The 26,599-nt window shown below is 70.1% G+C and carries 26 protein-coding genes and 2 pseudogenes; 21 read left to right on the forward strand and 7 right to left on the reverse strand.

What is annotated here, in order from left to right:
- The first annotated feature begins 14 nt into the window (after positions 1–14).
- Positions 15–731, forward strand: a complete 717-nt coding sequence (locus tag JS278_RS05430) for a Type 1 glutamine amidotransferase-like domain-containing protein (RefSeq protein WP_114044303.1) — start codon at positions 15–17, stop codon at positions 729–731.
- Here JS278_RS05430 and JS278_RS05435 read toward each other — a convergent pair.
- The gene (locus tag JS278_RS05435; RefSeq protein WP_114044304.1) at positions 707–1,213 is read right to left on the reverse strand and encodes a PH domain-containing protein; all 507 of its coding nucleotides are present in this window, start codon (positions 1,211–1,213) and stop codon (positions 707–709) included. The genes JS278_RS05430 and JS278_RS05435 overlap by 25 nt on opposite strands.
- Positions 1,214–1,505: 292 nt before the next feature.
- Here JS278_RS05435 and JS278_RS05440 point away from each other — a divergent pair, with 292 nt between their 5' ends.
- Positions 1,506–2,621 carry a 5-(carboxyamino)imidazole ribonucleotide synthase gene (locus JS278_RS05440; RefSeq protein ID WP_245935276.1) on the forward strand — a complete coding sequence of 372 codons (1,116 nt, stop codon included), beginning with the start codon at positions 1,506–1,508 and terminating at the stop codon, positions 2,619–2,621.
- Positions 2,614–3,207 carry a 5-(carboxyamino)imidazole ribonucleotide mutase gene (gene purE, locus JS278_RS05445; RefSeq protein WP_114044305.1) on the forward strand — a complete coding sequence of 198 codons (594 nt, stop codon included), beginning with the start codon at positions 2,614–2,616 and terminating at the stop codon, positions 3,205–3,207. Before JS278_RS05440 ends, purE begins: the two co-directional genes overlap by 8 nt.
- 132 nt (positions 3,208–3,339) lie before the next feature.
- On the opposite strand, the gene JS278_RS05450 is transcribed toward purE, so the two are convergent.
- Entirely contained in the window at positions 3,340–4,554 is a 1,215-nt protein-coding gene (locus JS278_RS05450; protein ID WP_483894257.1) for an LCP family protein, read from the reverse strand.
- 92 nt (positions 4,555–4,646) lie between these two features.
- Here JS278_RS05450 and JS278_RS05455 point away from each other — a divergent pair, with 92 nt between their 5' ends.
- Positions 4,647–5,693: a glycosyltransferase family 2 protein gene (locus JS278_RS05455; RefSeq protein ID WP_114044306.1), complete on the forward strand. Its 1,047-nt coding sequence runs from the start codon at positions 4,647–4,649 to the stop codon at positions 5,691–5,693.
- A 3-nt stretch (positions 5,694–5,696) separates the two neighbouring features.
- Here JS278_RS05455 and JS278_RS05460 read toward each other — a convergent pair whose 3' ends face one another.
- On the reverse strand, positions 5,697–6,452 hold the full coding sequence (locus JS278_RS05460) for a TIGR03089 family protein (protein WP_114044307.1): 756 nt from the start codon (positions 6,450–6,452) through the stop codon (positions 5,697–5,699).
- 93 nt (positions 6,453–6,545) lie between these two features.
- Here JS278_RS05460 and JS278_RS05465 point away from each other — a divergent pair, with 93 nt between their 5' ends.
- The 5 genes from JS278_RS05465 (at position 6,546) to JS278_RS05485 (ending at position 13,421) form a co-directional block, all read left to right on the forward strand.
- Positions 6,546–7,622, forward strand: a complete 1,077-nt coding sequence (locus JS278_RS05465; RefSeq protein WP_114044308.1) for a mannose-1-phosphate guanylyltransferase — start codon at positions 6,546–6,548, stop codon at positions 7,620–7,622.
- A 33-nt stretch (positions 7,623–7,655) separates the two neighbouring features.
- Complete coding sequence (locus tag JS278_RS05470) at positions 7,656–8,153, forward strand: hypothetical protein (RefSeq protein ID WP_114044309.1); 498 nt, start codon at positions 7,656–7,658, stop codon at positions 8,151–8,153.
- 144 nt (positions 8,154–8,297) lie between these two features.
- Positions 8,298–8,555: a WhiB family transcriptional regulator gene (locus JS278_RS05475; protein ID WP_114044310.1), complete on the forward strand. Its 258-nt coding sequence runs from the start codon at positions 8,298–8,300 to the stop codon at positions 8,553–8,555.
- A gap of 118 nt (positions 8,556–8,673) precedes the next feature.
- Positions 8,674–11,994 (forward strand): glycosyltransferase family 2 protein, encoded by a 3,321-nt coding sequence (locus tag JS278_RS05480; protein WP_114044311.1) that lies wholly within the window; start codon positions 8,674–8,676, stop codon positions 11,992–11,994.
- Complete coding sequence (locus JS278_RS05485) at positions 11,991–13,421, forward strand: DUF5719 family protein (protein ID WP_114044312.1); 1,431 nt, start codon at positions 11,991–11,993, stop codon at positions 13,419–13,421. Before JS278_RS05480 ends, JS278_RS05485 begins: the two co-directional genes overlap by 4 nt.
- On the opposite strand, the gene JS278_RS05490 is transcribed toward JS278_RS05485, so the two are convergent.
- A complete protein-coding gene (locus tag JS278_RS05490) occupies positions 13,418–13,852 on the reverse strand; it encodes a metallopeptidase family protein (protein ID WP_114044313.1) in 435 nt (144 codons plus the stop codon). The genes JS278_RS05485 and JS278_RS05490 overlap by 4 nt on opposite strands.
- A gap of 50 nt (positions 13,853–13,902) precedes the next feature.
- On the opposite strand from JS278_RS05490, the gene JS278_RS05495 reads away from it, so the two are divergent.
- From JS278_RS05495 to aroQ, 5 genes and pseudogenes are all read left to right on the forward strand, one after another.
- Positions 13,903–14,295: a DUF3499 domain-containing protein gene (locus tag JS278_RS05495; protein WP_114044314.1), complete on the forward strand. Its 393-nt coding sequence runs from the start codon at positions 13,903–13,905 to the stop codon at positions 14,293–14,295.
- 30 nt (positions 14,296–14,325) lie between these two features.
- Positions 14,326–14,538: pseudogene (locus JS278_RS05500) on the forward strand (Trm112 family protein); the annotation flags it as partial.
- A gap of 8 nt (positions 14,539–14,546) precedes the next feature.
- Positions 14,547–15,617 (forward strand): phosphoheptose isomerase family protein, encoded by a 1,071-nt coding sequence (locus JS278_RS05505; RefSeq protein ID WP_114044316.1) that lies wholly within the window; start codon positions 14,547–14,549, stop codon positions 15,615–15,617.
- A complete protein-coding gene (locus JS278_RS05510; protein WP_181833882.1) occupies positions 15,556–16,572 on the forward strand; it encodes a cation diffusion facilitator family transporter in 1,017 nt (338 codons plus the stop codon). The genes JS278_RS05505 and JS278_RS05510 overlap by 62 nt, the downstream gene beginning before the upstream one ends.
- Positions 16,573–16,574: 2 nt before the next feature.
- A pseudogene (gene aroQ / locus JS278_RS05515) lies at positions 16,575–16,994 on the forward strand (type II 3-dehydroquinate dehydratase); the annotation flags it as partial.
- A 199-nt stretch (positions 16,995–17,193) separates the two neighbouring features.
- Here aroQ and JS278_RS05520 read toward each other — a convergent pair.
- Positions 17,194–17,451, reverse strand: a complete 258-nt coding sequence (locus JS278_RS05520) for a DUF3039 domain-containing protein (protein ID WP_114044319.1) — start codon at positions 17,449–17,451, stop codon at positions 17,194–17,196.
- 127 nt (positions 17,452–17,578) lie between these two features.
- On the opposite strand from JS278_RS05520, the gene JS278_RS05525 reads away from it, so the two are divergent.
- The gene (locus JS278_RS05525) at positions 17,579–18,463 is read left to right on the forward strand and encodes an RDD family protein (RefSeq protein WP_342767032.1); all 885 of its coding nucleotides are present in this window, start codon (positions 17,579–17,581) and stop codon (positions 18,461–18,463) included.
- Positions 18,464–18,515: 52 nt separating this feature from the next.
- Positions 18,516–20,633, forward strand: coding sequence for a 4-alpha-glucanotransferase (gene malQ / locus JS278_RS05530; protein ID WP_114044320.1), 2,118 nt, complete (start codon positions 18,516–18,518; stop codon positions 20,631–20,633).
- Positions 20,634–20,850: 217 nt separating this feature from the next.
- On the opposite strand, the gene JS278_RS05535 is transcribed toward malQ, so the two are convergent.
- Together JS278_RS05535 and JS278_RS05540 are read right to left on the reverse strand one after the other, a co-directional pair.
- Positions 20,851–21,126 (reverse strand): HU family DNA-binding protein, encoded by a 276-nt coding sequence (locus JS278_RS05535; protein ID WP_114044321.1) that lies wholly within the window; start codon positions 21,124–21,126, stop codon positions 20,851–20,853.
- Positions 21,127–21,252: 126 nt separating this feature from the next.
- The gene (locus tag JS278_RS05540) at positions 21,253–22,596 is read right to left on the reverse strand and encodes a nicotinate phosphoribosyltransferase (protein WP_114044322.1); all 1,344 of its coding nucleotides are present in this window, start codon (positions 22,594–22,596) and stop codon (positions 21,253–21,255) included.
- Positions 22,597–22,819: 223 nt separating this feature from the next.
- Here JS278_RS05540 and clpS point away from each other — a divergent pair, with 223 nt between their 5' ends.
- From clpS to JS278_RS05565, 5 genes are read left to right on the forward strand one after another with little or no spacing between them, the layout of a single operon-like run.
- Positions 22,820–23,134 (forward strand): ATP-dependent Clp protease adapter ClpS, encoded by a 315-nt coding sequence (clpS, locus tag JS278_RS05545; RefSeq protein ID WP_114044323.1) that lies wholly within the window; start codon positions 22,820–22,822, stop codon positions 23,132–23,134.
- Positions 23,135–23,159: 25 nt separating this feature from the next.
- Positions 23,160–23,771 carry a DUF2017 family protein gene (locus JS278_RS05550; RefSeq protein ID WP_114044324.1) on the forward strand — a complete coding sequence of 204 codons (612 nt, stop codon included), beginning with the start codon at positions 23,160–23,162 and terminating at the stop codon, positions 23,769–23,771.
- 53 nt (positions 23,772–23,824) lie between these two features.
- Positions 23,825–24,121: a FeoA family protein gene (locus JS278_RS05555; RefSeq protein WP_114046137.1), complete on the forward strand. Its 297-nt coding sequence runs from the start codon at positions 23,825–23,827 to the stop codon at positions 24,119–24,121.
- The gene (gene feoB, locus JS278_RS05560; RefSeq protein ID WP_245935207.1) at positions 24,118–26,226 is read left to right on the forward strand and encodes a ferrous iron transport protein B; all 2,109 of its coding nucleotides are present in this window, start codon (positions 24,118–24,120) and stop codon (positions 26,224–26,226) included. Before JS278_RS05555 ends, feoB begins: the two co-directional genes overlap by 4 nt.
- On the forward strand, positions 26,223–26,558 hold the full coding sequence (locus JS278_RS05565) for a FeoC-like transcriptional regulator (RefSeq protein WP_181833834.1): 336 nt from the start codon (positions 26,223–26,225) through the stop codon (positions 26,556–26,558). The genes feoB and JS278_RS05565 overlap by 4 nt, the downstream gene beginning before the upstream one ends.
- Positions 26,559–26,599: the final 41 nt, after the last annotated feature.

Genomic DNA, 26,599 nt, shown 5'->3' on the forward strand with positions numbered 1-26,599 from the left:
CTTAGACTGGCCCCATGACCACCCACATCCTCGCGATGGGCGGCGGCGGCTTCTCGATGTCCGACCGTGGCGCCCCGACCGCTCTCGACCGCTATCTGCTGGACCTGTCGGGGAAGCGTTCGCCGCTGGTGTGCTTCGCGCCCACGGCGGCGGCCGACGATCCGGTCTATGTGAACCGGTTCCTGACGGCCTACTCGGAACTGGGGGTGCGCACCATGGTGCTGACTCTGTGGCAGGGAGCCGCCGAGTCCGTGGACCGGCTGTCCCAGGCAGACGTCGTGCTGTCGGGGGGAGGATCGACGGCCAACCTGGTGGCCCTGTGGCGGGCTCACGGCGTCGACCATGTGATCAGGAAGATGGCGGGCCGGGACCGCGACCTCGTGCTGGGAGGCGTCTCGGCGGGAGCGGCCTGCTGGTTCGCCGGATCGTTGACCGATGCCTTCGGAGACCTGCGTCCCTGGCGCGGTGGCCTCGGGCTGCTTCCCGGCTCCTTCTGCCCGCATTTCGACGGGGAACCGGATCGCCCGCCGGCCTACGCCCAGGCGATCGCCTCGGGAGTGCTGCCCGGCGGGTACGCGGTCGACGACGGGGCGGCGGTGCATTTCGTCGAGGGGGAGTTCGCCGGTGCGGTGGCCGAGCGCGATGGCGCGGAGGTGAGCCGGTTCACCAGCAGCAACTCGCCGACGGCGGCCGGGGTGCTGCGCGATCAGCTTGCGGTCGAGGTGCTCTGAGGGGGGTCTTCGAACAGCACCTCGTTCATCTCCAGGTGGACCTGTTCGACGTGGGGGACGTCGGACAGGGTCACCGGGGCGTCCGCGGCCGTGGTGAGCACCAGGGTGCCGCAGCCGAGCATGCGGTCGAGCAGGCTCCGCTCATATGAGACGTCATTGATCCGGGTGAGTGGCAGATCGTGGCCGGTCCGGGTGAAGATGCCGCGGCGGGTGATGATCCTGCGTGTGGTCACGGTGTATGTGGTGGTGAGCCATCTCAGCCAGGGGATGACGGTGCCGACGACCAGGAGGACAGCGCCGAGGACCACCACGGCCCAGGGGACCCAGGCGCCGAGGTCCGGTGGCATCAGGCCCAGAGCCGTTCCCTCTCCGGCCACCACGACGATGAGCACGAGAACGGGGCCCACGAGGGCCTTGGGGTGGGTGCGCATGTGGATCAGCTCGTCCTCCTGGGGGCCGAGCAGTCTGCGGGACAGTGCCATGGCTCCCAGTGTGTCCTATCCGGCCCGGTGAACCGTGGGATTCGGTCGGGACGGGGGCAGGTTCAGGGCCTGTGCGGGCCGGCGACCACGCCGGGGCACCGGGATCGCCCGATCCTCTAACATATCGACGGTGAGTTCATCCCCGAATGATCGCAGCCAGTCAGGAGCCCGGGCGGAGACGCCCCCGTCATCGCGTCCTGCCGGGAGTCCGGCCGAAAGGCCCGGGGGATCCCCCGATGCGGGTCATCGTCAGTACACAGTGGGCGTCATCGGCGGCGGCCAGCTGGCCCGGATGATGCACCAGGCCGCGATCCGGCTGGGGATCCGCACCCGGCTGCTGGCCACCGGGCCGGACGAGTCGGCGGCCCAGGTGATGAGCGACGTGGTGATCGGCTCCCATCTGGACAGGCGGGCGGTGCTTGACTTCGCCCGAGGATGCGACGTCGTCACCTTCGACCATGAGCACGTCCCCACTGAGTACCTGCGGGAGCTGGAGGAGATGGGCGTGGCGGTGCGCCCCGGGTCCGAGGCTCTGGTGCATGCCCAGGACAAGGCGGTGATGCGGCAGCGCGCCGGTGACGACGGCGTCCCCTGCCCGCAGTGGGAGGTGTGCGGCGGGCCCGAGTCGATGGTCGCCTTCGGAGAGCGGGTCGGCTGGCCGGTGATCGCCAAGACGTCGCGCGGCGGCTACGACGGCAAGGGCGTGTGGAAGGTCGATGGGCCCGACGATGTGGCCGAGCCCTTCGAGGCGATGGGGGGCCTGGCAGACGGGCAGCAGCCGATCCGCATCCTGGCCGAGGAGTATGTCGACTTCACCCGTGAGCTGTCGGCGATCGTGGTGCGTTCGCCGTCGGGTCAGGCGGTGGCCTATCCGGTGAGCGAATCGGTGCAGGAGGACGGCATCTGCACCGAGACCATCACACCGGCCCCGGGGATGAGCGACCGGCGGGCCGCCGGGATTCAGCAGATGGCGCTGGAGATCGCAGGGCGGCTGGGAGTCGTGGGGGTGCTGGCGGTCGAGCTGATGGAGCGGGCCGACGGCGAGGTCGTCGTCAACGAGCTCGCGATGCGGCCCCACAACACCGGCCACTGGACCATCGACGGCGCCGTCACCAGCCAGTTCGAGAACCACATCAGGGCGGTGCTGGATCTGCCTCTGGGTGATCCCTCGCTGAGGGCCCCGGTGGTCGTGATGGCCAATGTGCTGGGTGGGTCGGAGCCCGACCTGACCGGCGCACTGCAGCACTGCTTCGCCCGGGATCGCGGGCTTCATGTGGAGCTGTACGGCAAGGAGGTGCGTCCCGGACGCAAGGTGGGCCATGTCACCTGCGTCGGAACCGACGTCGAGGAGGTGCGGCGCCGGGCCCGGCATGCCGCCGGATATCTGATGGGAGACCGGAATGCCTGAGAACAGGAAGAACGCCAGGAGCACGGCGCCGAGGCGGACCAAGTCCGAGCCGCGCACCAAGGCGCGCCGGGTGGCGGGCGATGACGTCGCGGCGCCCAGGGTGTCGATCGTGATGGGTTCGGACTCCGACTGGCCGACGATGGAGCCCGCCGCCCTGGTCCTCGGCGAGTTCGGGGTGCCCTTCGAGGCCGATGTGGTCTCGGCCCACCGGATGCCCGAGCAGATGGTGGAGTTCGGACGGGGGGCTCATGAACGGGGCATCCAGGTGATCATCGCCGGTGCCGGCGGGGCGGCCCACCTGCCCGGCATGCTGGCGGCCCTCACCCCGCTGCCGGTGGTGGGGGTCCCGGTTCCGCTGGCCCATCTGGACGGGATGGACTCGTTGCTGTCGATCGTGCAGATGCCCGGCGGGGTGCCGGTGGCCACTGTGGGGGTGGGCAATGCCAAGAACGCCGGCCTGCTGGCGGTGCGGATCCTCGCCTCCGGGGACTCGGAGCTCACCGTGAAGATGGTGGACTACCAGTCCCAGCTGCGTGACATCGCGACCGCCAAAGGGGAGAAGGTCCGCAAACACTCCAGTTCTTGAGGCAGGGGGCGGCCCGGTCGGGCAGACAGTGCATCCTGGAACACGACCACGGACCTGAACCGCAGCGCAGGGCCGCGGACGCGGACCCGGATTCCGGCAGAGCCGCTCGTCGAGGGGTCGCCCATCCTCTGACTATTTCGCGTACTGCTTCGCCACCGAGGTGTCCCCCTCGGCCAGGGCGTTGAAGAGCGCCTTGCATCTGGTGGTGTCCCACAGCACCGAGGAGCCGGCCGACGTGTAGGCGTCGGCGTCGGAGACCGGGACCGTCATCTTGATCCCGTCGGATCCGGTCACCTTGACCATCCCGATACCCGCTTTGACCATGGTGAACACGGAGGTGTTGTCGCCGCGCCGGACGGCGCCGGCGGCTGCCATGTTGACCTTCCAGTAACGCACCGGATTGATGAGCGTCCACGGGGTGAGGACCTTCTTCGCCACCTTGCCGATGATCTCCTGCTGCCGCTTGACCCGTCCGAGGTCGCCCTGGGCGTCGGCCTTGCGCATCCGGACGTAGCCCAGGGCCTCCAGACCGTCCAGGTCCTGGCAGCCGGCCTCCAGATCGGTGTGCGAGTCACGGTCGACCATGGCCTTGTCCAGGCAGACGTTGACCCCGCCCACGGCGTCGACCATGTCGACGAATCCGCCGAAGCCGATCTCCAGGTAGCCGTCCATCCGCAGCCCGGTGACCTGCTCCACGGTCTGCATCAGCAGGGGTGCGCCGCCGATCGAGTAGGCGGCGTTGAGCTTGTTGCGGCCATGTCCTGGGATCGGCACGTAGGAGTCGCGGGGCAGGGAGACGAGCACGCTGCTGCCCGAGGGCGGGGTGTACAGGATGAGCATGGTGTCGGTGCGGGTGCCTTCGGCGGTGCCGGTGCCGAGCTTGCGCTGCTCCTCCGCGGTGAGGTCGTCGCGGCGATCGCTGCCGACCAGCAGGGTGGCGGTGCCGGGCTGCTGGTCGGGCCGGTCGCCGTCGGGCGTGGCCTCCACGGTGCCGGAGCGGACGACGGCGATCACGGGCACCACGAGCAGCCAGACGAGCCACAGCACCAGCAGCCGGCCGATGAGGCGTCCGATCCGCGGCCTGCGGCGCGGCCTGTGCGGCCGGGATCCGCCTCCTGGCGGTGCGGGAGGAGCCGGGGGCCGTGCGCCCCGTCCCGGCCCGGCGGGTCGCGACTGGTGCGTGCGCAGCGGCGGATAGGCCCGCGATCCGGCGGTGCCCGGCCGGCGCGAGGTCGTGCGAGGGGCGGGCGGGGGCTCGACGCGGGTCTTCTCCGCCTCGGACTCCTCGTCCCTGTAGAGCCAGTCCAGATCCTCCTGGCGGGATTCGTCGTCTCGTCGCTCGGCCATGCGCCACAGGGTAATGCGCCGGGTGCGCGCCCGCCCGTGACGTGGCCGTGCGGCCCGGGCGCCGGCGTCCGGCTGCTGGCACAATGGGCGCCATGTCAGCTCATCTCGCCCCACCGGTCAGCGTCGTGATGCCGGTCCGTGAGGAGGAGAGATATCTCGCCTCCTCCGTCGACGGAATCCTGGCCCAGGGCTACCCGGGTGAGATGGAGGTGATCCTCGTGGTGGCCCCCGGCGGCGACGCCACTGAGACGATCGCCGAGTCGCTGGCGGCCTCCGATGACCGTATCCGGGTGGTGACCAATCCGGGGTCGACCACCCCGAGGGCGCTGAACCTCGGGGTCGCGGCGGCCAGCCACGACATCATCGTGCGGGTGGACGCCCACGGAGAGCTCGCCCCGGAATACATCGCCACGGCTGTGGAACTGCTCGAACGGACCGGTGCGGCGAATGTCGGAGGAATGATGGACGCCCGCGGCCGGACCCCCTTCGAGCAGGCGGTGGCGGTGGCCTACACCTCCCGGCTGGGCCTGGGAGGGTCCTCCTTCCACCTTGCGGGCTCTCCGGAAGGACCCGCTGAGACCGTCTTTCTCGGGGTCTTCCGCAAGAAGGACCTGGTGGCCGTCGGCGGTTTCGATCCGACCTTCGACCGTGCCCAGGACTGGGAGCTCAACTACCGGCTGCGTCAGTCGGGGCGTCAGGTGTGGTTCAGTCCCCGGCTCAAGGTGACCTATCGCCCACGGTCCAGCATCAGTGCCCTGGGCCGCCAGTTCTTCCGGACCGGTCAGTGGCGTCGCGAGGTCATGAGGCGTCATCGCGATTCGGTGAACCTGCGTTACCTGGTGGCCCCGGCCACGGTGGGGGCCTGCGCCGCCGGTGCCGGTCTCGGCGTCGCCGGTGCGGTGAGGGCTCTGAGGGGACGCGGCTGCGGGATGCTGTTCGGATGGGCGTTGCCGATGGGATACCTGGCCGCGATGGGACTGGGATCGGCCCTGATGCCCAGGACGATGTCGCGAGAGGTGCGGGCCCGCCTGCCTCTGGTGCTGGCGGTGATGCACTTCAGCTGGGGGGCCGGGTTCCTGATCGGGCTGTCCGCCTCCCGCGAGGAGTCGGCCTCCGACGACAGCCCCCTGATGGACTGACTGTCAGAGCGCGATCTCGGCGCCCTCCTGCTCCGCCAGCTGTTGCCCGGTGGACCCGGAGGGCATCTCCTCCACCAGAATGAGCGATCCGGATCCGGCCAGGCATCCCGCCAGGAGCAGAGCCAGTTCATCCGGTTCGGGGGTCCCGGCGATCAGCAGACGGCGGTCGATCCGGGCGGCGGCGTCCAGACCTGCCCCGGTCAGTGACGCCATTCCCTCCATCCCCGGGCGGGCGGGGTCGGCCGGAGCCGGCGCGGGCATCTCGTCGGGCATGGCGAGCGCGTCGCTGAAATCGATCGCTCCGGGAGCCGGATTGCGACAGGGCCCGCCCAGGGGGTTCAACGAGCACTGCACCAGCGGCACCCGGGGGTCGCTGCCCGCCGGGTCCGGACCGCTGACCTCCAGATCGGTGGGCGGCTCGGCGGCGCGCTCGCGGACCACCGGCACGGCCCCTGCCCACCAGCACGCCAGAAGCCAGGTGAGGCTGACCCAGTGCAGCCGGTGGTGGGCGAGCAGAGGCAGCCCCACCCGATCTCCGGGGACGATCCCCTCCTCGGCCATGAGGTGGACGGTCTTGGCCACCCAGCCGCCGACCGTGCGTCCCGACAGCTCCACGCGGTCCGGCCCCCGGTACCAGGTGAGGAGCGGGGAGGCGTCCTGACGGCGGAGCTCCAGCCCGGCGACTGGCCCGGTGGCGGGGACGCCGGCACGGCGGGGGACCGGAACGGAGTGCGACGGGGTGGATGACAGCTGAACCATGTGCCCATTGTGGCCGGTCCCGGCACCGGACGGGTGACGGGGAGCTCGGCGGGATCGGCGAGGCGTTCGGGTGCCGGCGGATAGCCTGTACGCATGCGCCATGTACTGATCATCGCCGGCGGCTCGGGCACCAGGTTGTGGCCGCTGTCGCGGCAGGGCGAGCCCAAACAGCTCCTCGATCTCATCGACGGTCTCAGCCTGTTGAGGATGTCCTATGAGCGGGTGAAGGGTCTGGTCCCCGACGAGAACATCCTGGTCTGCACGGGCAGCGCCTACGCCGATGTCGTCTCCTCCCAGTTGCCCGAGCTGCCGAGGCAGAACATCCTCGGGGAGCCGGTGGGCAGGGACTCCCTCAACGCGGTCGCATGGCCTGCCGCCCTCATCGCCGACAGGGATCCCGATGCGGTGATCGCCACGGTCACCGCCGACCACATCATCCGGCCGGTCGACGATTTCCGGGCCGCCCTGGACCGCGCCTTCCAGCTGGCGGAGGAGGATGCCGAGCTCATGGTGACCTTCGGCGTCGTCCCGACGGAGCCCAACACCGGGTACGGATACCTTCATCGGGGCCTGCGCCTGCCCGGGGGGCAGGGGGCCTGCGATGTGCTGGAGTTCGCGGAGAAGCCCAGTCTCGAACTGGCGCGGCGATATCTGGACTCGGGCGAGTACTGGTGGAACTCCGGCATGTTCGTGTGGCGTGCCGCCACCCTCCTCGACGTGCTGGCGGAGTTGCGGCCGCGGACCCGCTCCGCCATCGAGGACCTGGTGGCCGATCCGTCGAGACTCGTCGAGATCTATCCCACGCTCGAGAAGATCTCGGTGGATTTCGCGGTGATGGAACCGGTCTCCCTCGGTCGCGCCGGCGCGCGCGTGGTGGCCGTGCCGCTGGACATCCAGTGGTACGACGTCGGCTCCTTCGAGAGTCTGGCCCCGCATCTGCCCGATGACCGGCACGGCAACCATGTCGGGGGCCTGACCGTGAGCCTCGACAGCGATGGCAACCTCCTCATCAACCAGCGCCCCAATGCGGTCCTCGCGGTCGCCGGTCTGCACCGGATGGCGGTGGTGGCCACCGACCGGGCCACTCTGGTGGTGCCCCTCTCGGAGTCCCAGAAGGTCAAGGACCTGGTGGCCGAGGTGGCGGCCCAGGTCGGGGGAGAGTTCGCGTGAACCGGCCTGCGACGCGCGGCGGGAGGATCTGAGGTGAACACGGTCCTGGAGCGGATGCGGCAGGCCAGGGAGCCCTTCGCCTGGGTGATGCTGATCGTCTCGGTCGGATTCGTGGCCGTGTTCGCCAGCGATTTCGGATGGTCGGTCCTCCACGAGCACTCGGGGCTCTTCGAGACTTCCCGTCGGCTCTCGGGAAGCTCGCTGGGTATCAGCGCCCTGGCGGTGACCGTCGCCGCGGTGCTGCTGTGCCGGCTGGTCTCACCGGTGACCTCCCACGCACGCCTCATCGGGAAGCTGGTCGCCGCGGTGACCTGCCTGTCGGCGGTGATCGACCTGGTTCTGGCGGTACTGGCCACCGTTCACGCCCCGGGCGGAGCGTTCGGAGTGATCGTGGGCCTCGTCGGTGACCTGCTGGTGGTGGCGGTGAAGGCCGCGGTCGCGGTGGCCCTCGTCGTCCTGTCGCGGGCCCGCGACGAGGATCAGGGTGCGCCCCCCGCTGCTGAACAGCACCGCTCCGGAACACCGGACTGATCCCGGACCGGGGGCGTCCTGACGATGCGGCCGTCCCCCGCACGGGGTCATTGCGGACTGCTGAATTGCGTCACGAGACGAACCACACCCGTGTAACTTGGACGGCACGCGGCAATCGCCGATATCGGAGCCCAAGGAGTTCACATGGAGGATATGTTCCAGGTGCTGGTCGGCACCGACGACGAAGCCATGTCGTGGCAGGCCCGTTCCCTGTGCGCCCAGACCGATCCGGAGGCGTTCTTCCCGGAGAAGGGCGGATCGACCCGTGAGGCGAAGCAGATCTGCGAGCACTGCGAGGTGCGCGCCGAGTGCTTGGACTACGCACTGGCCAATGACGAGCGATTCGGCATCTGGGGCGGGCTGTCCGAGATGGAGCGACGTCGGCTGAGGCGAAGCGCCTGACCGCTGGCTACACTTCGCACCTATGCTCGACCCCGGGAATCTTCCCGTAGCGTTGAGCCCGGGCCGTCACGGCGACCCGGATCCCAGCGAAGTCCCGAGAGTCAGGTGAGCCAGCATCGTGAATGATCAGACCGGAGACGCACCGGACACAGGTCCTGCTCCGACGGGCGGGGATGTTCCTCGCACCGCCGAGGGCCTGACGGACTGGAGTATCCCGGTCGTTCCCTCGATGCCGGTGAAGCAGGAGGACTGGGCCTGGGCCCACGAGCGCCGCCCCGAGCCGCCGACCCGGGTCGGAGCCGATCAGGTGGCGGCGATCCTGCTCGTGCATCAGGCGGGGGAGTGGCTCGGACGCACTCTCTCCCGGCTCGCCGGGCTCAGGGACCGCCCGGGGGTGACGATCGCCGTCGACATGGGCTCGGATGACGAGTCCTCCGGGCTGCTCGCCTCGGCACGCCGGGACGGTCTGATCGAGGAGGTCCTGCAGACGCCGGCGGACCGGGCGCCGGGACAGGCGGTGGCGGCCGCGGTGGGGATCCTGCCCGACGTGATCACCCACCTGTGGATCCTTCACGACGACCTCGAACTCACCCCCGACAGCCTCCACCAGATGCTGGTCGAGGTGTCCCGGGCTCCGATGGCCGACGTCGCATTCCCCACCCTGCTGCGCCCCGCGATGCGCAACTATCCCGAGTTCATCGAGGAACAGGGCCAGACCCTCAGCGGCACCGGTGCCCGCGTGCTGCCGGTCGTGGACCGCGGGGACATCGATCAGCACCAGGGCGAACCGGCGCGGGTGCTCGGTGGTTCGACCGCGGGCATGTTCGTCTCCTTGGCGGCATGGCGGCGGGTCGGAGGATTCGATCCGGCGGTGCCGATCTTCCGGGACGGGGTGGAGTTCGGCTGGCGGGCCAATGAGGCCGGTCTGGTGGTGCGCACCGCGCCCACCTGCGCGATCCATCACCGGCAGGCCGGACGGGGCTGGGCCAGGGACTCGGTACTGGCCGCCAGACCCGATCTCACCGATCGACTGGTCGGCATGCGGATGGTCGCGGCGCGCTCGGCCTCCGTCAGCCGCACCAGCCTCGCTCTGATGCTCCAGTGCCTGGTGCGCGCCGTGGTGCTGCTGCTCGGGAAGGCGCCGGGACGGGCCTCCGACGAACTGCGCGCCGGTGCCCGGCTGTGGAGCAGCCGATCCGTCACGATCGAGATGGCCGAACGGATCCGGGACTTCCGGCAGGGCTGCGATCCGGACGACATCAGTCATACCGAGCGTCTGCTGCCGACCCGGCGTCGGATGTGGCGAAGGATCGCCGACCAGTTCGCCGGTGACATCTCCGACCGGCTCCATCCGGGCCGTGACGCCGATCTGGGCACCTCCATCGACGAACTCACCGCCGACGACGAGTTCACCGGCAGGGAGCACCACACCGTGCTCAACCCGTACAGCGTGATGCTCGTCGTCATGCTGGTCCTCGGCATGGTGGCCGGACGCTCGCTGTTCGGCTCCGGCTCAGCCGTGTCCGCCTGGCTGGCTCCCGCCCCGGACGGGCTGAGCGGAGCCTGGTCGGCGTGGCTGGGCGCCGTGCCCGGCCAGTACGGCGGATCTGCGCCGTGGCTGGGCATCGCGGCACTCGGCTCGGTGATCACGATCGGCCAGCCCGAGGTCTTCGCGAGGGCCTGCCTCCTGCTGGCACCACTTGCCGCGGCGATGTCGGCACACCACCTCACCCGCCGGGTGCTCGGGCTGGGGGCCCCCGCCGTCGTGGTGGCGTCGATGTGGGGCCTGCTGCCGGTGATCACCGGCAGTCTGGCCAGGGGGTCGGTCACCGGCCTCGCCATGGCCGTGGTGATTCCCCAGGTCGCGCTGCACAGCTGGCGGCTGCTCGCCCCGGCGACCATCGACATCGACGAGCTCTGGGGGGCCGGTGCCACGTCAGGTCCCCCCGACCGCTGGCGCAGCGCCGGTGCCCTCGCCGCCTGGACGGCGGTCGCGGTGAGCCTGGTCCCGGTCAGTTGGGTGCTGGTGCTGGTCGTCATGGTGGCGGCCGTCCGGGCCGACCGGACGGTGTGGCGCCAGGCCCTGCTGGCTCTGCTGACCCCCCTGGTGGTGGTGAGCCCCTGGCTGGTGCGGATCGCCTCGGCCCCTGCGCGTCTCATCACCGGCGCAGACCCGCTGCTGACCGGGACCTTCGCGCCGCGGGCCGGACTGTGGGTGCTGCTGGGCGGCGGAGTGAGTGTGGCCGCGGTGCCGGCCTGGGCCAGCCTGATCGGCGTCCTGCCGATGTGGTTCGCGGCGCTGTGGGCACTCACCTGGCTGCTGCGCCACCGGGGAGCCGAGGGGGCCGCCGGGCGCGGTCGGGTCATCGGCACGGCGTCCGTCTCACTGCTGGCATTCCTGGCAGCGGGAGTCGCGTCGCGACGCCTGGTGGGCCTGTGGGGCACCCAGATCCATCCCGAGATCGAGACCTGGCAGATGATCGGCCTGGGTGGGCTCCTCGCCCTCATCGCCACGGCCTGGCAGGGGACCATGCTGGCCGTCCAGACCGATGAGGACGGCGCGCAGGCCGACGAGAGCGACCCCGATCGGGCCCCGAGCCTGGGGGAACTCATGGCGCGATGGGGCTCCAAGGTGCTTCCCGGAGTGCTGACGGTCGGCCTGGTGGCGTCCTCCCTGTGGTGGGCGGTGGGCGGGGCCGGGCAGCCGCTGCACCGGGTGTCCTCGAAGCTTCCGGCCTATGTGACCGCGGTCCAGGACTCGCCACGTCGCACCCGCACGCTCGTGGTCCTGGTCCAGGACAGCGGCACCAGCTGGAACCTCGTCGATTCGCGCACTCCGGGCTGGGGGACCGGGGAGAGGCCGGTGATCTCCACCGACCAGCGGATCAGGACGGACGCCTCAGAACTCGCCCGGGCCGTGGCCACCGGCGATGTCGGTGAGGACTTCTCGGCCCGGCTCAAGGCGTTGGGCGTGGCCCACGTGTGGATGCGAGGGGCCAGAGACGACGTCGTCGCCCAGGTGAGCAACGCCTCCGGACTGACCTCTGCCCGGGCTGACGCGGACACGACCGTGTGGAGCCTGGACGGGGACCCGTCGAGAGCCTGGTCGGTCTCGGGACGCACCGTCACGCAACTGTCCGGGACTGTTCCGGCAGGGCCGGCCGACCGCCGGCTCGTGATCGCCGAACCCCGTGATGACCGTTGGAAGGTGAGTGTCGGCGGTGTCGATCTCCAACACCAGGACGCGGAACCCTCGGGGGGCATCGGGCAGACCTACCGACTGGGTTCGGCGTCCGGCGAGCTGACCTGGTCGATGCCGAACCAGGGATGGGTCGCCCTGGTGGAGGTGGGCGCGATGCTCGTCCTGATGATCGTTGCCGGACCGAACGCCTCACGGCGCGCTCCGGCTCCCCGACGCTCGATGGAGGCGGACAAGTGAGACCACGCAGAGCCGCAGAGGATCCTCGCGACGAGGCCGACGAGCCGCCGGAGCAGGTCTCGCCCGGGCCGCGCAGGGTCACCGGAGGCCGGCCGGCCGTGGAGGAACCGGCCGCCGCCGAGGGATCCCGGACCCGGCGCTCGTGGTTCGGTCCACTACGGGCGGGCCTCTTCGGGGTGGTCGCCCTGGCCGTGGGTCTGGGCGCCTCCGTGATCCCCTCCCAGCAGGCCGACACCCAGGTCGTTCCCGGTGTCACACCGGGCCAGACCCTGGTCTGCCAGCCGTCGCTCGAGAAGGCGTCGATGGCGGTCGGCTCGACGAGCCCGAGTCTGCAGGTCGGCGAGTTGACCGGGGAGCCCACCGACCTCCGGATGCCGGCGGCGGCGTCGATCGGGACCGGCGCGCGTCTGGTGCGCTCGGTGACCGGTCAGGGCCGGCCGGTGGCCACGACACTGTCGACGGTCGGATCGGGGGCGGCCGCCACCTCGACGATGAGCCCGTGCACGACCGCGGCGACCGGCGGCACTCTCATCGTCGCCGACCCGAGCTCCGCGGACATCATCGTCACCAACCCCGACTCCGAGGAGGCCACGGTCGACGTGAGCCTCAGCGGGGCCAAGGGCGCGATCGACAGCGAGGGCTCCCGGGGGATCACGGTGCCGGCCAGATCCAGCAAGGCCCTCCCGCTGTCGGTGTGGGCGACCGGTACCAGTCCGGTCTCGGCGACCGTCCGCGCCGAGTCGGGCCGGATCGTGGCGTCCGCACGCACCGGCGGTTCCGGCGGTCGGGAGGCCTATCCGATGTCGCAGGCCTCCCAGGGCCTGTTGCTGCCGGCCGTCCCGGCCGGGGCCACCTCGGCGGAACTGCTGCTGTCGAACCCCGGCAGTTCGCGGACCACCGTGTCGGTGAAGGCGCTGGCCTCAGGGGGAGCGTTCACCCCGGAGGGGGCCGATCAGGTCCAGGTGGACCCGCAGACCACCATCGCCGTCGACATGAGCAAGGCCCTGGCCGGGGAGGCGGTGGCCCTTCAGGTCAGCGCCGACAGCCCGGTGGCAGCCCAGTTGATGAGTGTCAAGGGTTCCGATCGGGCGATGGCCGTGCCCGCGGGTTCTGGCACGAGGCTGCAGTCGGCGCTCCCGGCCGGGGGCACCCTGGCGGTCTCGAACCCCTCGCAGCAGGCGGCGCAGTTCACGGGTTCGTTCACCACCACCGCCGGCAAGAAGGTGGCCGTCAGCGGTTCGGTGGCGCCCGGAGCCACCTTCACCAAGGATCTGGGGTCTGACGTCGGCTTCCTGCAGATCACCGCCACGCGTTCGGTGACAGCCGGGGTCTGGACCGCCCGCAATGGGCTCTCATCGGTGCCGCTGAGCCTGGTGGCGGGTGCGGTGAAGGGCCCCAGAATGGGCATCGATCCCCAGCTGTCCTAGACCTCCCGACCGTCCTGGCCGTCGCTTCCGTCGATGACGTCGACGGGCAGTCCGGTGAGGGCGCTGAGCTGTTCGACAAGGGTGCGGTGGACCAGGATCACCAGGCCTGTCGGGGTGGCCGCCCGCAGTTCCAGAGGGCGACGGAAGAGCACGACCCGGGAGGGCCGGTGGCCGTCTCCGTCCTGAGCCGACGCCAACGGCACCCGGTCCTCGACGAAGGACTGCTTCTCGGGCACCTCCTCGATGCCGACCACGACCCCGTCGAGGGCGGCGGGACAGGTCTGCGCGACATGGTCCAGGGCCGAACCGACGGCCTCGGCGAAGAACTCCGTGCGGGTCGGGGCGGGACGGCGCAGGACGCCGCCGTGCTCCCTGGGCACCACGAGGGGGCCGCGCATTCCCCGGCCATGGCGATCACGACGTGACGACATGGGGCCCACGGTAGTGGTCCAGCCGATCCGCCGGGCGTAGGCTCCGGCGGGTGAGGGAGTGTTCTCGTCCTGGATGTTCGCGGCCCGCGGTCGCGACACTGACCTACGTCTACGCGGAGTCCACCGCGGTACTCGGCCCCCTCGGGCCTGCCCGGGAACCCAATTCCTACGACCTGTGCCAGGACCATTCAGGAGCACTCTCGGCCCCCCGAGGCTGGGAGGTCATCCGCCTGCCCGGAATCGACGAGGCGCCGGCGATCACCCCGGATGACGATCTGATGGCGCTGGCCCGGGCGGTCCGCGAGACAGGGATGCTCGAGGGGGAGTCGGGCGGGCCCCTCGGCGGCGGCGTGCCGGCTCCGGACTCGGTGCGGGTCGTGGCCTCCCGCGGCCATCTCAGCGTCATCGTGGATTCCACCGACGCCGCGGGCCGGACGCACTGAACGGGATCGTCAGGGCACTAGGGTGTGACTATGCCTGACCTTCCCGACACCCCCGAGGCGCTCGACCTCTCCCCGGCCTTCCTGGAGATCGCCGCCTGTCCCGAGTGCCACTCGAAGTTCGCCCTCGACTACGACCGCGGCGAACTGGTGTGCTCCTCCCCGGTCTGCGGGCTCGCCTTCCCGGTGTCGGACGGCGTGCCGGATCTGCGGGTCGATTCGGCACGGCGTCCCGCAGGGGGGCAGGAGCAGCAGTGAGCCCCGCCTTCGATGATTCCCGGCTGGAGCAGCAGACGCTGCCTCCGGCCGCCGAGCAGACGCTGCGCCGGCTGGCCAGCACGGGTGCCCGGATACGGACCGACACCGGCGATCTGGAGGCCTGGTGCGCTGAGGCGGCCGCCCGCCTCGAGAGACCCCGAGGGGTCCTGGTGGTCGGTCCCGAGGCCCGGCTGATCAGATCCGTGCTGGAGCCGCAGTGCCCCGTCCCCATGGTCGCCTGGCCACTCGACCGGGTGCCGGCATGGGTCGGACCCCTCGACCTGGTGGTGGCGCTGGACTCCCGGGCGCAGACCGCCGAGGAGCCCCACTCGTGCCTCGACGCCGTCGCCGAGGCACGCCGCCGCGGAGCCGCCGTGCTGCTCGCCTCCGAGACCGCTTCGCCGGCCTGGGCGGCCGCCGGAGGGCGATCCTCGGTGCGCCTGCCGATGACCACCGGCGACCCGATGGCCGCCGCGGTCGCGGTGCTCGCCGTTCTCGGGCGGATCGGAATCGGTCCCACCGTGATCCCCGAGCAGGTGGCACGGGCCGCCGACATGGTGGCCGAGGCCGCCTCTCCCCACCGCGACCTGGCCCTCAACCCGGCCAAGGACATGGCCTGTGCGTTGGCCGACGCCGACCCCCTCCTGTGGGGAGGCTCGGTCCTGGCGGCCCGCGCCTCCCGGCGCTTCGCCGAGTCCCTGCGACAGGCCAGCGGCCGGTCCGCCCTGTCGGCCGATGCCGAGGCCCTGATGCCGGTCATCACCGCCACCGAGCCGCGCGATCCGTTCGCCGATCCGGAGATCGACGGGGCTGCGGACCGGCCCGTCCTGGTCGTCATGGACGACGGCGCGCCGGACCCTCTCGGATCGCGGGACCGGCTGGAGGCGGCCTGCCGGAGTCGCGATGTGGCGGTGCGCACCATCGGCCTGCCGATGGGTACCGGGGAGGAGGGGCCGGTCGGGACATACGTCACCCTGATGCTCCAGGGGCGCTTCGCAGCCGCCTATCTGGGCCTGGGGCTGGGGCGCCTCGACCGGTCCGAGGAACGGGGCCCCGGTGAGTACTGAGGGCGGGCGCAGGGCGATCATTGCCGCGGCCAGTGCCAATCTGGGCATCGCCGCCACCAAATTCGCGGCCTGGGGCGTGACCGGCGCGTCGTCGATGCTCGCCGAGGCCATTCACTCCACCGCCGACACCGGGAACCAGCTGCTGCTCATGATCGGCGGTCGCGCCGCCGTCCGCGAGCCCGACGAGGAGCACCCCTTCGGTTACGGCCGGGCCCGCTACCTGGCCGCCTTCATGGTGGCCATCGTGCTGTTCACGCTCGGCGGCCTGTTCGCCCTGTACGAATGCTACGAGAAGATCATGGCCGTGCGCGCCGGAGAGCACGACGCCCTCACCGAGTCCACCTGGTGGTGGGTTCCGTTGGTGGTCGTCGGGATCTCGCTGGTCGCGGAGTCGCTGAGCCTGCGGACCGCCCTGAAGGAGACCCACAAGGCCAGGGCTCATCTCTCGGTGCTGGACTTCATCAAACAGGCGAAGGCGCCCGAACTGCCGGTGGTCATGCTGGAGGACTCCGCCGCCGTCCTCGGTCTGGTCTTCGCACTGGCCGGCATCGGGCTGACCCTTCTGACCGGCAATGAGATCTTCGACGCCGTGGGCAGTGGTTGTATCGGCCTGCTGCTGGTCGTGGTCGCGGTGATCCTCGGCCGGGAGATGCTCTCCCTGCTGGAGGGAGAGTCGGCCAGCCCCGAGAATCGCGCCGCCGTCGCCGAGGCGATCAGCGACACCTCCGGCGTCGACTCGATCATCCACATGCGCACCATTCACGTCGCCCCGGAGACGATCCTGGTGGCCGCGAAGATCGCGGTCGATCCCGGGGACTCGGCGGTCGGCGTCGCCAGGATCATCGACGACGCCGAGGCCGCGGTCCGCGCGGCCGTGCCCATGGTGGGCCCCCTCTACCTGGAACCCGACATCCTGCGTCCGTCCCCGTCGGACGCCGACGTGAAGGAGAACTGACGATGACGAGAGTCCTGGTCCTCAACGGCCCGAACCTGGGGCGGCTGGGCAGACGCCAGCCCGAGATCTACGGCTCCCTCACTCACGCCGGGCTGCGCGAGCATCTGGTCGGTACCGGGGAGGGGCTCGGGCTCGACGTCGAGGTGCGACAGACCGATTCCGAGGCGGAGATGATCAACTGGCTGCACGAGGCCGCCGACGAGCAGCTCCCGGTCGTCATCAACCCCGCCGCGTGGAGCCACTACTCGATCGCGATCGCCGACGCCGTCGCCCAGGTCGAGGCGCCCGTCGTCGAGGTGCACCTGTCCAATATCGCCGCACGCGAGGAGTTCCGTCACCACAGCGTGATCTCGGCCTATGTCACCGGCACCATCACCGGCCTCGGGGCCTCCGGATACGACTACGCCCTCGCTCACATCTCGGCCCTGATGGAGTCCGAGGAGACCCGCACCGATCCGGCCCAGATCACTCCGGGACTGACCCAGGCTGAGTTGATGGGGCGGGGGGACAACCCCCTCGCGACCCCTGAACGGTGAGGGTCGGTCACTGAGTTCGAGGACGGAGGGCGTCGCCGGCCAGTGCACAGAATATGAGTGACGACCCGCACCGCGGATCGTCAGATCATTTGCCGGGCTTGCCGGGGTTGAGGGACTCCCAGATCTCCTTGCACTCCGGGCACACCGGGAAACGGTCCGGATTGCGGGTCGGGACCCACACCTTCCCGCACAGTGCGACGACGGGTGTGCCGTTGACGATCGCGTCGGTGAGCTTCGCCTTGGGCACATAGTGCGAGAATCGTTCAGCGTCGCCATCCTGGAAGGACGGTTGGGTGCGCTCCTCGACGACTGTCTCGGATCCTGGTGCGGCCTGGGTGCTCATAGGCCGATTCTAGGCGGCTTGCGCACCACGTGGGCCGACGCCCGGCTCAGCGCAGAGCGATACAGCAGGTCCGCTCGGCGGGCCCGACCGGCTGGGGTCCGCAGTGCGCACGTGGGATAGTTGACCAGTGAGCAGTCAAGAGCCGACCCGACGGGACACCCGACCCGAGAACCCGGGAGACGCCCCGATGCTGCCCCCGATGGGCTGGTACCCCGATCCCGGTGGCAGCGAGAAGGAGCGTTACTGGGACGGATCCCGCTGGACCCGCAACCTTCGGGCTCCCCGTGAGATCGAGACGGTCGCGGATCAGCACGACCGACGGCCCGGATCGCTGCGTCAGACCGCGGATCCGCTTCCCACGGGTGACGCAGGAGCCCGTCACCAGGTGGTGCAGCGCAGGTCCGCCGACGCCCCTCGCGCCGCCCCGGCATCCCGGCACCCCGAGCAGCAGCCGGACTCCCGCCGGACCGTCGAGGCGCGCACCGGGGACGGGATGCCTCTGGCCGGCTGGTGGTGGAGAGTGCTCTCCACGATCATCGACGCCGCTCTGGTGTGGATCGTGGTGGCTGTGGTGCTCCGTGACCAGTTCACCCTCTTCCTGACCCGCTCGATGCAACTCTCGGCCGAGAGCATGAATTCGTACGGTGCCATGTACGAGGCCGTCGCGCGCGACCAGGAACTGGTGTCGGCGTCGACGGCGATCGTCAGTGGTGCCATCATCGGCCAGGCCCTCTACCAGTTCATCATGCTCGTGATCTGCTCGGCCTCGATCGGCCAGCTCATCTGCCGGCTGCGGGTGGTCGAGGCGGATCACGGTCAGGAGCACCGTCGTCTCCGCTGGGGACGGGCGCTGCTCCGCTCGGCCGTCTGGGGGGCTGTGGAGTACGTCAGCCAGACCACCCTGGGATTCCTCGGCCTGTTCAGCTACCTCATGCCGCTGTGGCAGCGCCGTCGGCAGACCATCCACGACATCGTCGGCGGCACGCAGGTGATCCGCCTGCCCCGAGACTGACCCCGCGCCCATCGACACCTGAATACCGACACCTGAGAAAGGCTCCTCCGCAATGCCGCTGACTGACCCCGCCCTCGTCGCCCTGGCCGAACACTTCGGCGTCGCCCAGAGCTTCACCGACTGGAAGGGCCGGCAGACCTTCGTCGACGAAGAGACCGTCCGGGCAGTGCTCGGCGGACTCGGAATCGACGCAGGCACCTCCCAGAAGGCACGGGCGGCGCTGGTCGAGGTCGAGGAGCGGCCGTGGCGGCGGACCCTTCCTCCGTGCACGGTGCTCCGGCAGGGTCAGGAGGGACGCATCGACATCCACCTGCCGGCCGGGCAGGGGGTCGATGTCTCTCTGGAGCTCGAGGACGGCAGGACGAGGGCGTGCTCGCAGGTGGACAACTGGAATCCCGACCGTCAGATCGACGGACGCGCGGTCGGTGAGGCCACCTTCAGCGTTCCCGGTGACCTGCCGCTGGGCTACCACACGGTGGTCGCCGCCACCGCCGACCGGCGCAGCACCGCGAGCCTCATCGTCACCCCGGGCTGGGTCGGCCTGCCCGCCTCCATGGGATCGCGACGGGTCTGGGGCTACGCCGCCCAGGTGTATTCGGTGCGCTCCCACAACTCATGGGGGATGGGAGATCTCACCGATCTGGCGGATCTGTGCACCTGGTCGGCCACGCAGGGGGCCGACTATCTGCTGATCAACCCGCTGCATGCCGCCGAGGTCGTCACTCCTATGGAGCCCTCCCCGTACCTTCCCTCCAGCAGGCTGTTCATCAATCCGATCTATGTGCGCCCGGAGCTGATCCCCGAGTTCCAGGATCTTGACGACGCGGCACGCGATCGCGCCCGGCGCCTCCGGATCGAGGCGGTGGGCGATGACGCCGCAGCCGAACGGATCGATCGGGATCGCAGCTGGACGTGCAGGCGTCCGGTCCTCGAGGCGATCCACCGGACCGGCCTGGGCCCGGCCCGCAGGATGGCCTTCCGGGCGTTCAAGCGGTTGCACGGGACCCGGCTGTCCGACTTCGCGGCCTGGTGCGCCATCTCGGAGGTCCACGGATCCGACTGGAGGCTGTGGCCCGAGCCGCTCCAGCATCCCGGCAGCCGGGAGGTCGCCGCATTCGTCGCCTCCCACGCCAGCCGAAGCGACTTCTACGAGTGGCTCCAGTGGATCGCCGAACAGCAGTTGTCGGCGGCCGACCGGGCGGGGCGGGACTCCGGCATGGCGCTCGGACTCATCTGTGATCTGGCGGTAGGAGTCAGCGGGTGCGGCGCCGACACCTGGATGCTGCCCAACCTCTTCGCCGAGGGGGTCAGCGTCGGGTCGCCGCCCGACCAGTTCAACCAGGCCGGTCAGGACTGGGGGCAGCCACCGATGCGTCCCGACGTCCTGGCGGATATGGCCTACCGGCCCTTCCGGGAGATGGTCGCCGGTGCGCTGCGGCATGCCGGTGGGCTGCGGATGGATCACATCATGGGCCTGTTCAGGCTGTGGTGGGTCCCTCAAGGGCTTGGCCCCCGCAAGGGCGCCTACGTGCGCTACGACCATGAGGCGATGGTCGGAATCCTCGCGCTGGAGGCCTACCGGGCCGGGGCCCTGGTGATCGGGGAGGATCTCGGCACGGTCGAACCGTGGGTGCGCGACTATCTGCGCGAACGCGGCGTATTCGGCACCTCGGTGATGTGGTTCGAGCTGGACGGCTCCGGGCATCCGCTGGCTCCGGAGTACTGGCGCGAATACGCCCTGTCCTCGGTGACCACCCACGACCTGCCGCCCACCATCGGTTACCTTGCCGGCGATCACATCGAACTGCGGCACCGGCTCGGGCTGCTCACCGAGAGCCTGGACTCCGAACGCGCACGCGCCGTCGCGGAACGGGAGCAGTGGGTGCAGGAGTTGCGCCGTCGCGGGGCGCTCTCCTCGGCCTGCCCCTCCGACGAGGAGGTGGTTGTCGCGATGCACCGCCTGCTCACCTTGACGCCGTCCAGGATCCTCAACGCGACTCTCACCGACGCGGTGGGGGACCGACGGACCCAGAACCTGCCCGGCACCGTGAACGAGTATCCGAACTGGCGGGTGCCCCTGTCGGGACCTGACGGACGTCCGATGTGGTTGGAGGATCTCTACGTCGACCAGCGGGCGGCCAGGATCGCGGAGGTTCTCGACGGGGGATGACACAGCCCTGCCGGACATGACGGCGGCGCAGACGCATCAGCGTCCGCGCCGCACACATCCCGACTCGCGGTATAGGGCCTGCGACGCAGATCTGTGATCAGCACAGGCCGCCGCCACGAGGGGGTGCTGGGGGAGGCCCGGCCACGGACGCAGACTCAACCCGCTCGGGGAGGAGCGAGCGCCTGCGCGAGCGTGGAGGGGTCGTCCCGTTGACAGGTCAGTCGGAGACGGCCTTCTTCAGCGTGCTGGAGGCCGACAGCTTCACCGCCTTGTGGGCGGGAATCGTCATGGACTCACCGGTACGAGGATTGCGGCCGTTACGGGCCGGGCGCTCGACGGTCTCGGCGGTGAGCAGGCCGGGAAGCTGGATCTTGTCGCCCTTGGCCAGAGCGTCGGTGATCACGTCGGTGAGAGCCTTGACGGCCTCATTGGTCTGCGCCTCAGTGAGAGACGCCTGCTTGGCAATAGCCTTGATGAGCTCGGACTTGGTCATGGGGTCTCCTGATATCTGACTACAGGGCAGGCACGACCATTTGGCCGTTCCATTACTAGTGGACACTAACCGTTCCAGGCTCGCAGTCAAGCTGCGGCGCGCCCTCTGACCCGCTCTGATGGCGGATCAGAGCTCGAGTCCACCGCCGAGAACGGCGTCGGATCCATCGGATCCGTGGTGCACCATGATGGTGGGAATGGCCTGATCCCCCCTGGAGATGCGCCGTCCCGAGAGCGGCAGCTCCTGCATCGCGGCCTGGTGGCGCGCCCGCGCGGCCTCCAGCGGTTCGGCGCCCACAACCGTGCCGTCGACGACCAGCGGGACGATGAGATCGCGGTCGTCGTGGTCAGCGGTCGGCGGCTGCCCGACCCCGACCACCTCGGCCGTGGCGATGCCGTCGGGTCCCAGCCGGCGCAGTGCGTACTTCCGTCCCCCGACCGTCGACTTGTGGGAGGACTTCTTGGCGACCGGGACGAGCGGAGCCTCCGGGTCGTCGGAGGCGGCCCGGGCCACCAGCTTGTAGACGAAGCTGCAGGTCGGGGCACCCGATCCGGTCACCAGCGAGGTACCGACTCCGAAACCGTCCACCGGTGCGCCGCGCAGCGCCGCGATCTGCCACTCGTCGAGATCGCTGGTGACAATGATGCGGGTCTTCGTGGCCCCCAGATCGTCGAGCAGGTCGCGGACCTGACGGGCCACGATCGCGAGGTCTCCCGAGTCGATCCGTACTGCGCCGAGCTGCCCGTCGGTCAGTCTCACGCCGGTGCGGACCGCGGCGTCGATGTCGTAGGTGTCGACCAGAAGGGTGGTCTGGCCGCCGAAGGTCTCCAACTGTGCCGCGAAGGCCGCCTCCTCCGAGTCGTGCAGCAGGGTGAAGGAGTGCGCCGCGGTACCTGAGGTGGGGACCCCGTATCGCATCCCGGCGGCCAGATTCGAGGTGGGCCCGAAACCGGTGATCCAGGCGGCTCGCGCGGCGGCGACCGCGGCCTCCTCGTGAGTGCGCCGCGAGCCCATCTCGATGATCGGGCGCCCTTCGGCCATCATCACCATCCGGGAGGCCGCGGAGGCGATCGCCGAGTCGTGGTTGTAGATGCTCAGCAGCAGGGTCTCGAGTATGCAGGCCTCGGCGAAGCTGCCCTCCACGGTGAGCAGCGGGGAACCCGGGAAGTACAGGTCCCCCTCGGCATATCCGTGGACCGATCCGGTGAACCGGTAGCCCGCCAGCCAGTCGGCCATCTCACGGCTCACGATGCCTCGCCCGGCCAGGAAGTCGATCTCTGCCGGATCGAAGCGGAACTCCTCCAGCGCCTCGAGCATTCGACCCACTCCGGCGACCACGCCGTAGCGGCGTCCCTCGGGGAGGCGTCGGGAGAACAGTTCGAAGACGCACCTGCGCCAGGCGGTCCCCGCCCTCATCGCAGCCTCCACCATGGTGAGTTCGTAGTGGTCAGTGAGCAGTGCGGTCGACATGCCGGAATTCTATGGGGATTCGTCGCCGGCGGCGCCGCGGCCCCGCGTCCGGGACCGGCCGATGGCGGTCCGCGGCGAGGGTTCCCATGACGGGTCCCACGACGATTCCCAATGTGGCGCAGGGGCGGTCTTGGCCGCTCGACGTGCCCGATCCTGCCGCTGTGCGACACATTGGGGACCGGCATCGGTTGGGTCGGCCGGGCCTCAGGGCAGAATGGGGGGCATGTTCGATCCCGTCGTCGTCGGCCCGCAGTGTTCGCTGCCCGCCGGGGAACCCGTCACCGAGAGGCTCACCGCTGGCGAGCCCGCCTGGGCGACCGTGGTGTGGGACGATCCTGTCAACCTGATGAGCTATGTGGCACGGGTCTTCGCCACGTATTTCGGATATTCACGGGCCAAGGCCAATGACCTCATGATCACCGTTCACAACGAGGGGAGCGCGGTCGTGGCCAGCGGCCCCAAGGAGAGGATGGAGACCGCGGTGGCGGCGATGCACTCCTACGGACTGTGGGCGACCCTCAGCAGGATGGACCAGTGAGTCGGCCGGGGTACGGGATGCGACGATGAGGATCACTGCGGGCGAGCCTCCGTGGGTTCTGGAGTTCGAGCCCGAGGAGACCTGGATGCTCGGGGTCCTGCTCGACATCTACGAGTCCCTGGTCAACGGCGAGGAGACCGATGAGGCGCGGCCCTTCGATCCCCAGGATCCCGCCGGGCTGAAGGGAGCCGTGCACCAGAGTGAACCCAGTGACCCCTTCGACTTCTGGGAGGCCGATATCGGCGAGGAGGCCGGCTCGGAGGCGCAGGAGGATCCGGCGACGCATCGGCTCTTCCCCGACGCCTACCCCGACGATCCGCAGGCGAGTGCGGAGTTCCGCCGGTTCACCGCTGCCGGCCAGCGACGGGAGCGGCTCGATCAGATCCTCGATGTGCGGGTGGATCTGGACGTGCTGTCGAGCCAGCCGCTGACGATGCAGCCCGAGCGCGTCGAGTACTGGCTGAGGACGATCAACGCGATCCGTCTGGTCCTGGCCACCCGGCTGGGGATCGTCGACGAGACCTCTGCCGAACAGGCCGAACAGGCCGCTGTCGATGACCCCTCCGACGTCATCTACCCCGCCTACGAGTGGCTCGGCGTGCTCATCGAGATGCTCGTCGAGGTGAGCTGGGAATAGAAGCCGGCCCCCCGGTGTTAGGTTCGCCTTGCCTGTCTTCTAGACTCATGGCCATGAGTTCGAGTGCAACCGGGATTCCCGGTGATCCTGAGTCTGTGCTGGATCTGAGACCGGTCGACGAGTCGTTGGCGTCCTGCGTTGTCGACGAGGAACGGGTGCTGGTGCGTGCCGAGGGGGACCTGCGGATGCGCAGGCGCCTGGCGGCGCTGGGGCTGCGGCGCGGCGCTCCGGTGACTCTGATGATGCGGACCGCCGGGGGAGGCGCCGTCGTCTCAGTGGCAGGATCGCGGATAGCGCTGGACCGTTCGATGCTGCGTAGCCTGCATATCTCGACAGGAGAGGTCGCATGAGCCCCAAGGTGGCGGAGGACGCCACCCGGGAGCTGACCGGCCGGGCCCACAGGCCCGTGATGTCCGCCAAGGCCTGCTGCTCCGACGGCCCCGACGAGACTGCCGCCGGAGCTCCCGTCGTCGCTCTGGCCGGCGCACCGAATGTCGGCAAGTCAACCCTGTTCAACCTGTTGACCGGGGCCGGGGTGAGCATGGGCAACTGGCCCGGCACCACCGTCTCGGTCTCGCGGGGAGTCTGGCGCACGCGCCACACCCAGGGCGCACCGGTCGAGATCGACTGCTCCTGCGCGGAGGGCGAGTGCCACTGCGACCACATCGCCGGCCACGACCGCGATCTGACCCTCATCGATCTTCCCGGCGCCTACAGCGTCGATCCGATGAGCCCCGATGAGGCGCTCACCCGTGCCCTGCTGGTCGACTGCCCTCCTTCGGAGGCGCCCGATCTGGTGGTGGTCGTCGCCGATGCCGCGCACCTGGCCCGCAGCCTCTATCTGGTCGCCCAGCTGCGCGAGCTCCCGCTGCGGGTGATTGTGGCGCTGACCATGGTGGACGTCGCCCGGCGCCACGGCATCGAGGTGGACACCTGGGCCCTGTCGGAGGGCCTCGGTGTCCCGGTGGTCGCCCTGGATCCCCGCCGTCGTCACGGTGAGCAGACGCTGGCGATGGCCGTGCGACGCGAGCTCGACGACCTGCCGCCCTGCCCTCGCGAGATCGCCCTCGGTGACGAGCTTCTGGCCGTCGTCGCCGGGCGCGAGCTCGACGAGGACGCCGAGATGGCCCGCGAGGACGAGAGGTTCTCCTTCATCGAGTCGGTGGTCGCCTCGGGCACCACCTCCTCGGGTGAGGACCGGCGGACCATGTCGGACCGGATCGACCGATGGGTGACCCACAAGGTCTTCGGGCCGCTGATCTTCGCCGCCGTGATGTGGGCGGTCTTCCAGATCACCACAACGGTGGCGGCACCGTTCCAGGACTGGCTGGACGGCTTCTTCTCGGGGTCGGTCTCCGACTGGGCGCACTCGGGCCTCGCCGCGGTCGGGCTGGGCGACAGCTGGGTGAACGGGCTGGTGGTCGACGGCCTCATCGCCGGAGTGGGCACCGTGCTGACCTTCGCGCCGCTGATGGCCCTCATGTTCATCCTGCTGGCCGTCCTGGAGGACTCCGGCTACATGGCGCGCGCCGCGGTGGTCACCGACCGGATGATGCGCGCCATCGGTCTGCCGGGCCGGGCCTTCATCCCGCTGATCGTCGGCTTCGGCTGCAATGTTCCGGCGATCTCGGCCACCCGGGCGCTGCCCCAGGCGCGCCAGCGGATCCTCACCTCGCTGCTGGTGCCCTTCACCTCCTGCACCGCCCGCCTCACCGTCTATGTGATGCTGGCCAGCACATTCTTCCCCGGGATGGCGGGAACGGTGTGCTTCATCATGTACGTCATCTCGATACTGCTGGTGGTGCTGGTCGGGCTCCTGCTGCGCAGGACCCTGTGGCGCACCATGGGCTCCGAGCCCCTGGTGCTCGACCTGCCGCCCTACCAGGTGCCGACCGCGAGGCTGACCGCCGCCGTCACCTGGATGCGGCTCAAGGGATTCCTGAGGACCGCCTCCGGAATCATCGTCGTGGCCGTCGCCGCCGTGTGGCTGCTGCAGTCCATCCCGGTCGGCGGCCATGCCGGCTTCGGCGAGGCCGCTCCCGAGGACTCGGCCTTCGGGGTCGGGGCCCAGGCGGTGGCCCCGGCCTTCGAGCCGGCCGGATTCGGCTCCTGGCAGACCTCCTCGGCCCTGGTCGTCGGCTTCGTCGCCAAGGAGGCCGTGCTGTCCTCGTGGGCGCAGACCTACGCGGTCGACGATCCGGAGGAGACCGGCCAGGAGGAGCCGCTGCAGCAGAAGATCACGCAGTCCTTCGAGCAGAGCTCCGAGGGCCACACCTATCCGGCCGTCTGGGCCTTCCTGTTCTTCATGCTCTCGTACACGCCGTGCGTGGCAACCCTGGCCACCCAGAAGCGAGAGATCGGCCTGGGCTGGACGATGTTCGGGCTGGTCCTGCAGCTGGCCATCGCCTGGGTCGGTGCGGTGACCATCTTCCAGATCGGAAGCCTGCTGTGGTGACGTCGGCCGCCGCAGCGGTAGTGGCCGGTCCTCCCGCCCGGCCTCGTTCCGGGGGGCCGCTCAGCCAGGTGCTGTCAGCCTTCCGGGAGGGTGCCGGCTCCTTGGACCAGATCGCCGAGCGGACGGGTCTGCCGGGGACCATCGTGCGCACCAGCGTCGGACATCTCATCAGGATGGGCCGGATCCAGGCCAAGGAGCTGTCCGCGGGCTGCCCGGGCGGCGGCTGCTCGTCGTGCGCGTCGGCGACCGCCGAGGGCACCCCGGGGTGCGGCGCCGCCGGACCGTCTCCGCTGCGTCGCGGACCTGTCCTGGTGGAGCTGAGGCTGCGTTGACCCGGCCGGGGGCGACCCCTGGCGGCCGGGCGTGGATGCAC

Origin of the sequence: Acidipropionibacterium virtanenii (genome assembly GCF_003325455.1) — a bacterium.
Taxonomy (GTDB): domain Bacteria; phylum Actinomycetota; class Actinomycetes; order Propionibacteriales; family Propionibacteriaceae; genus Acidipropionibacterium; species Acidipropionibacterium virtanenii.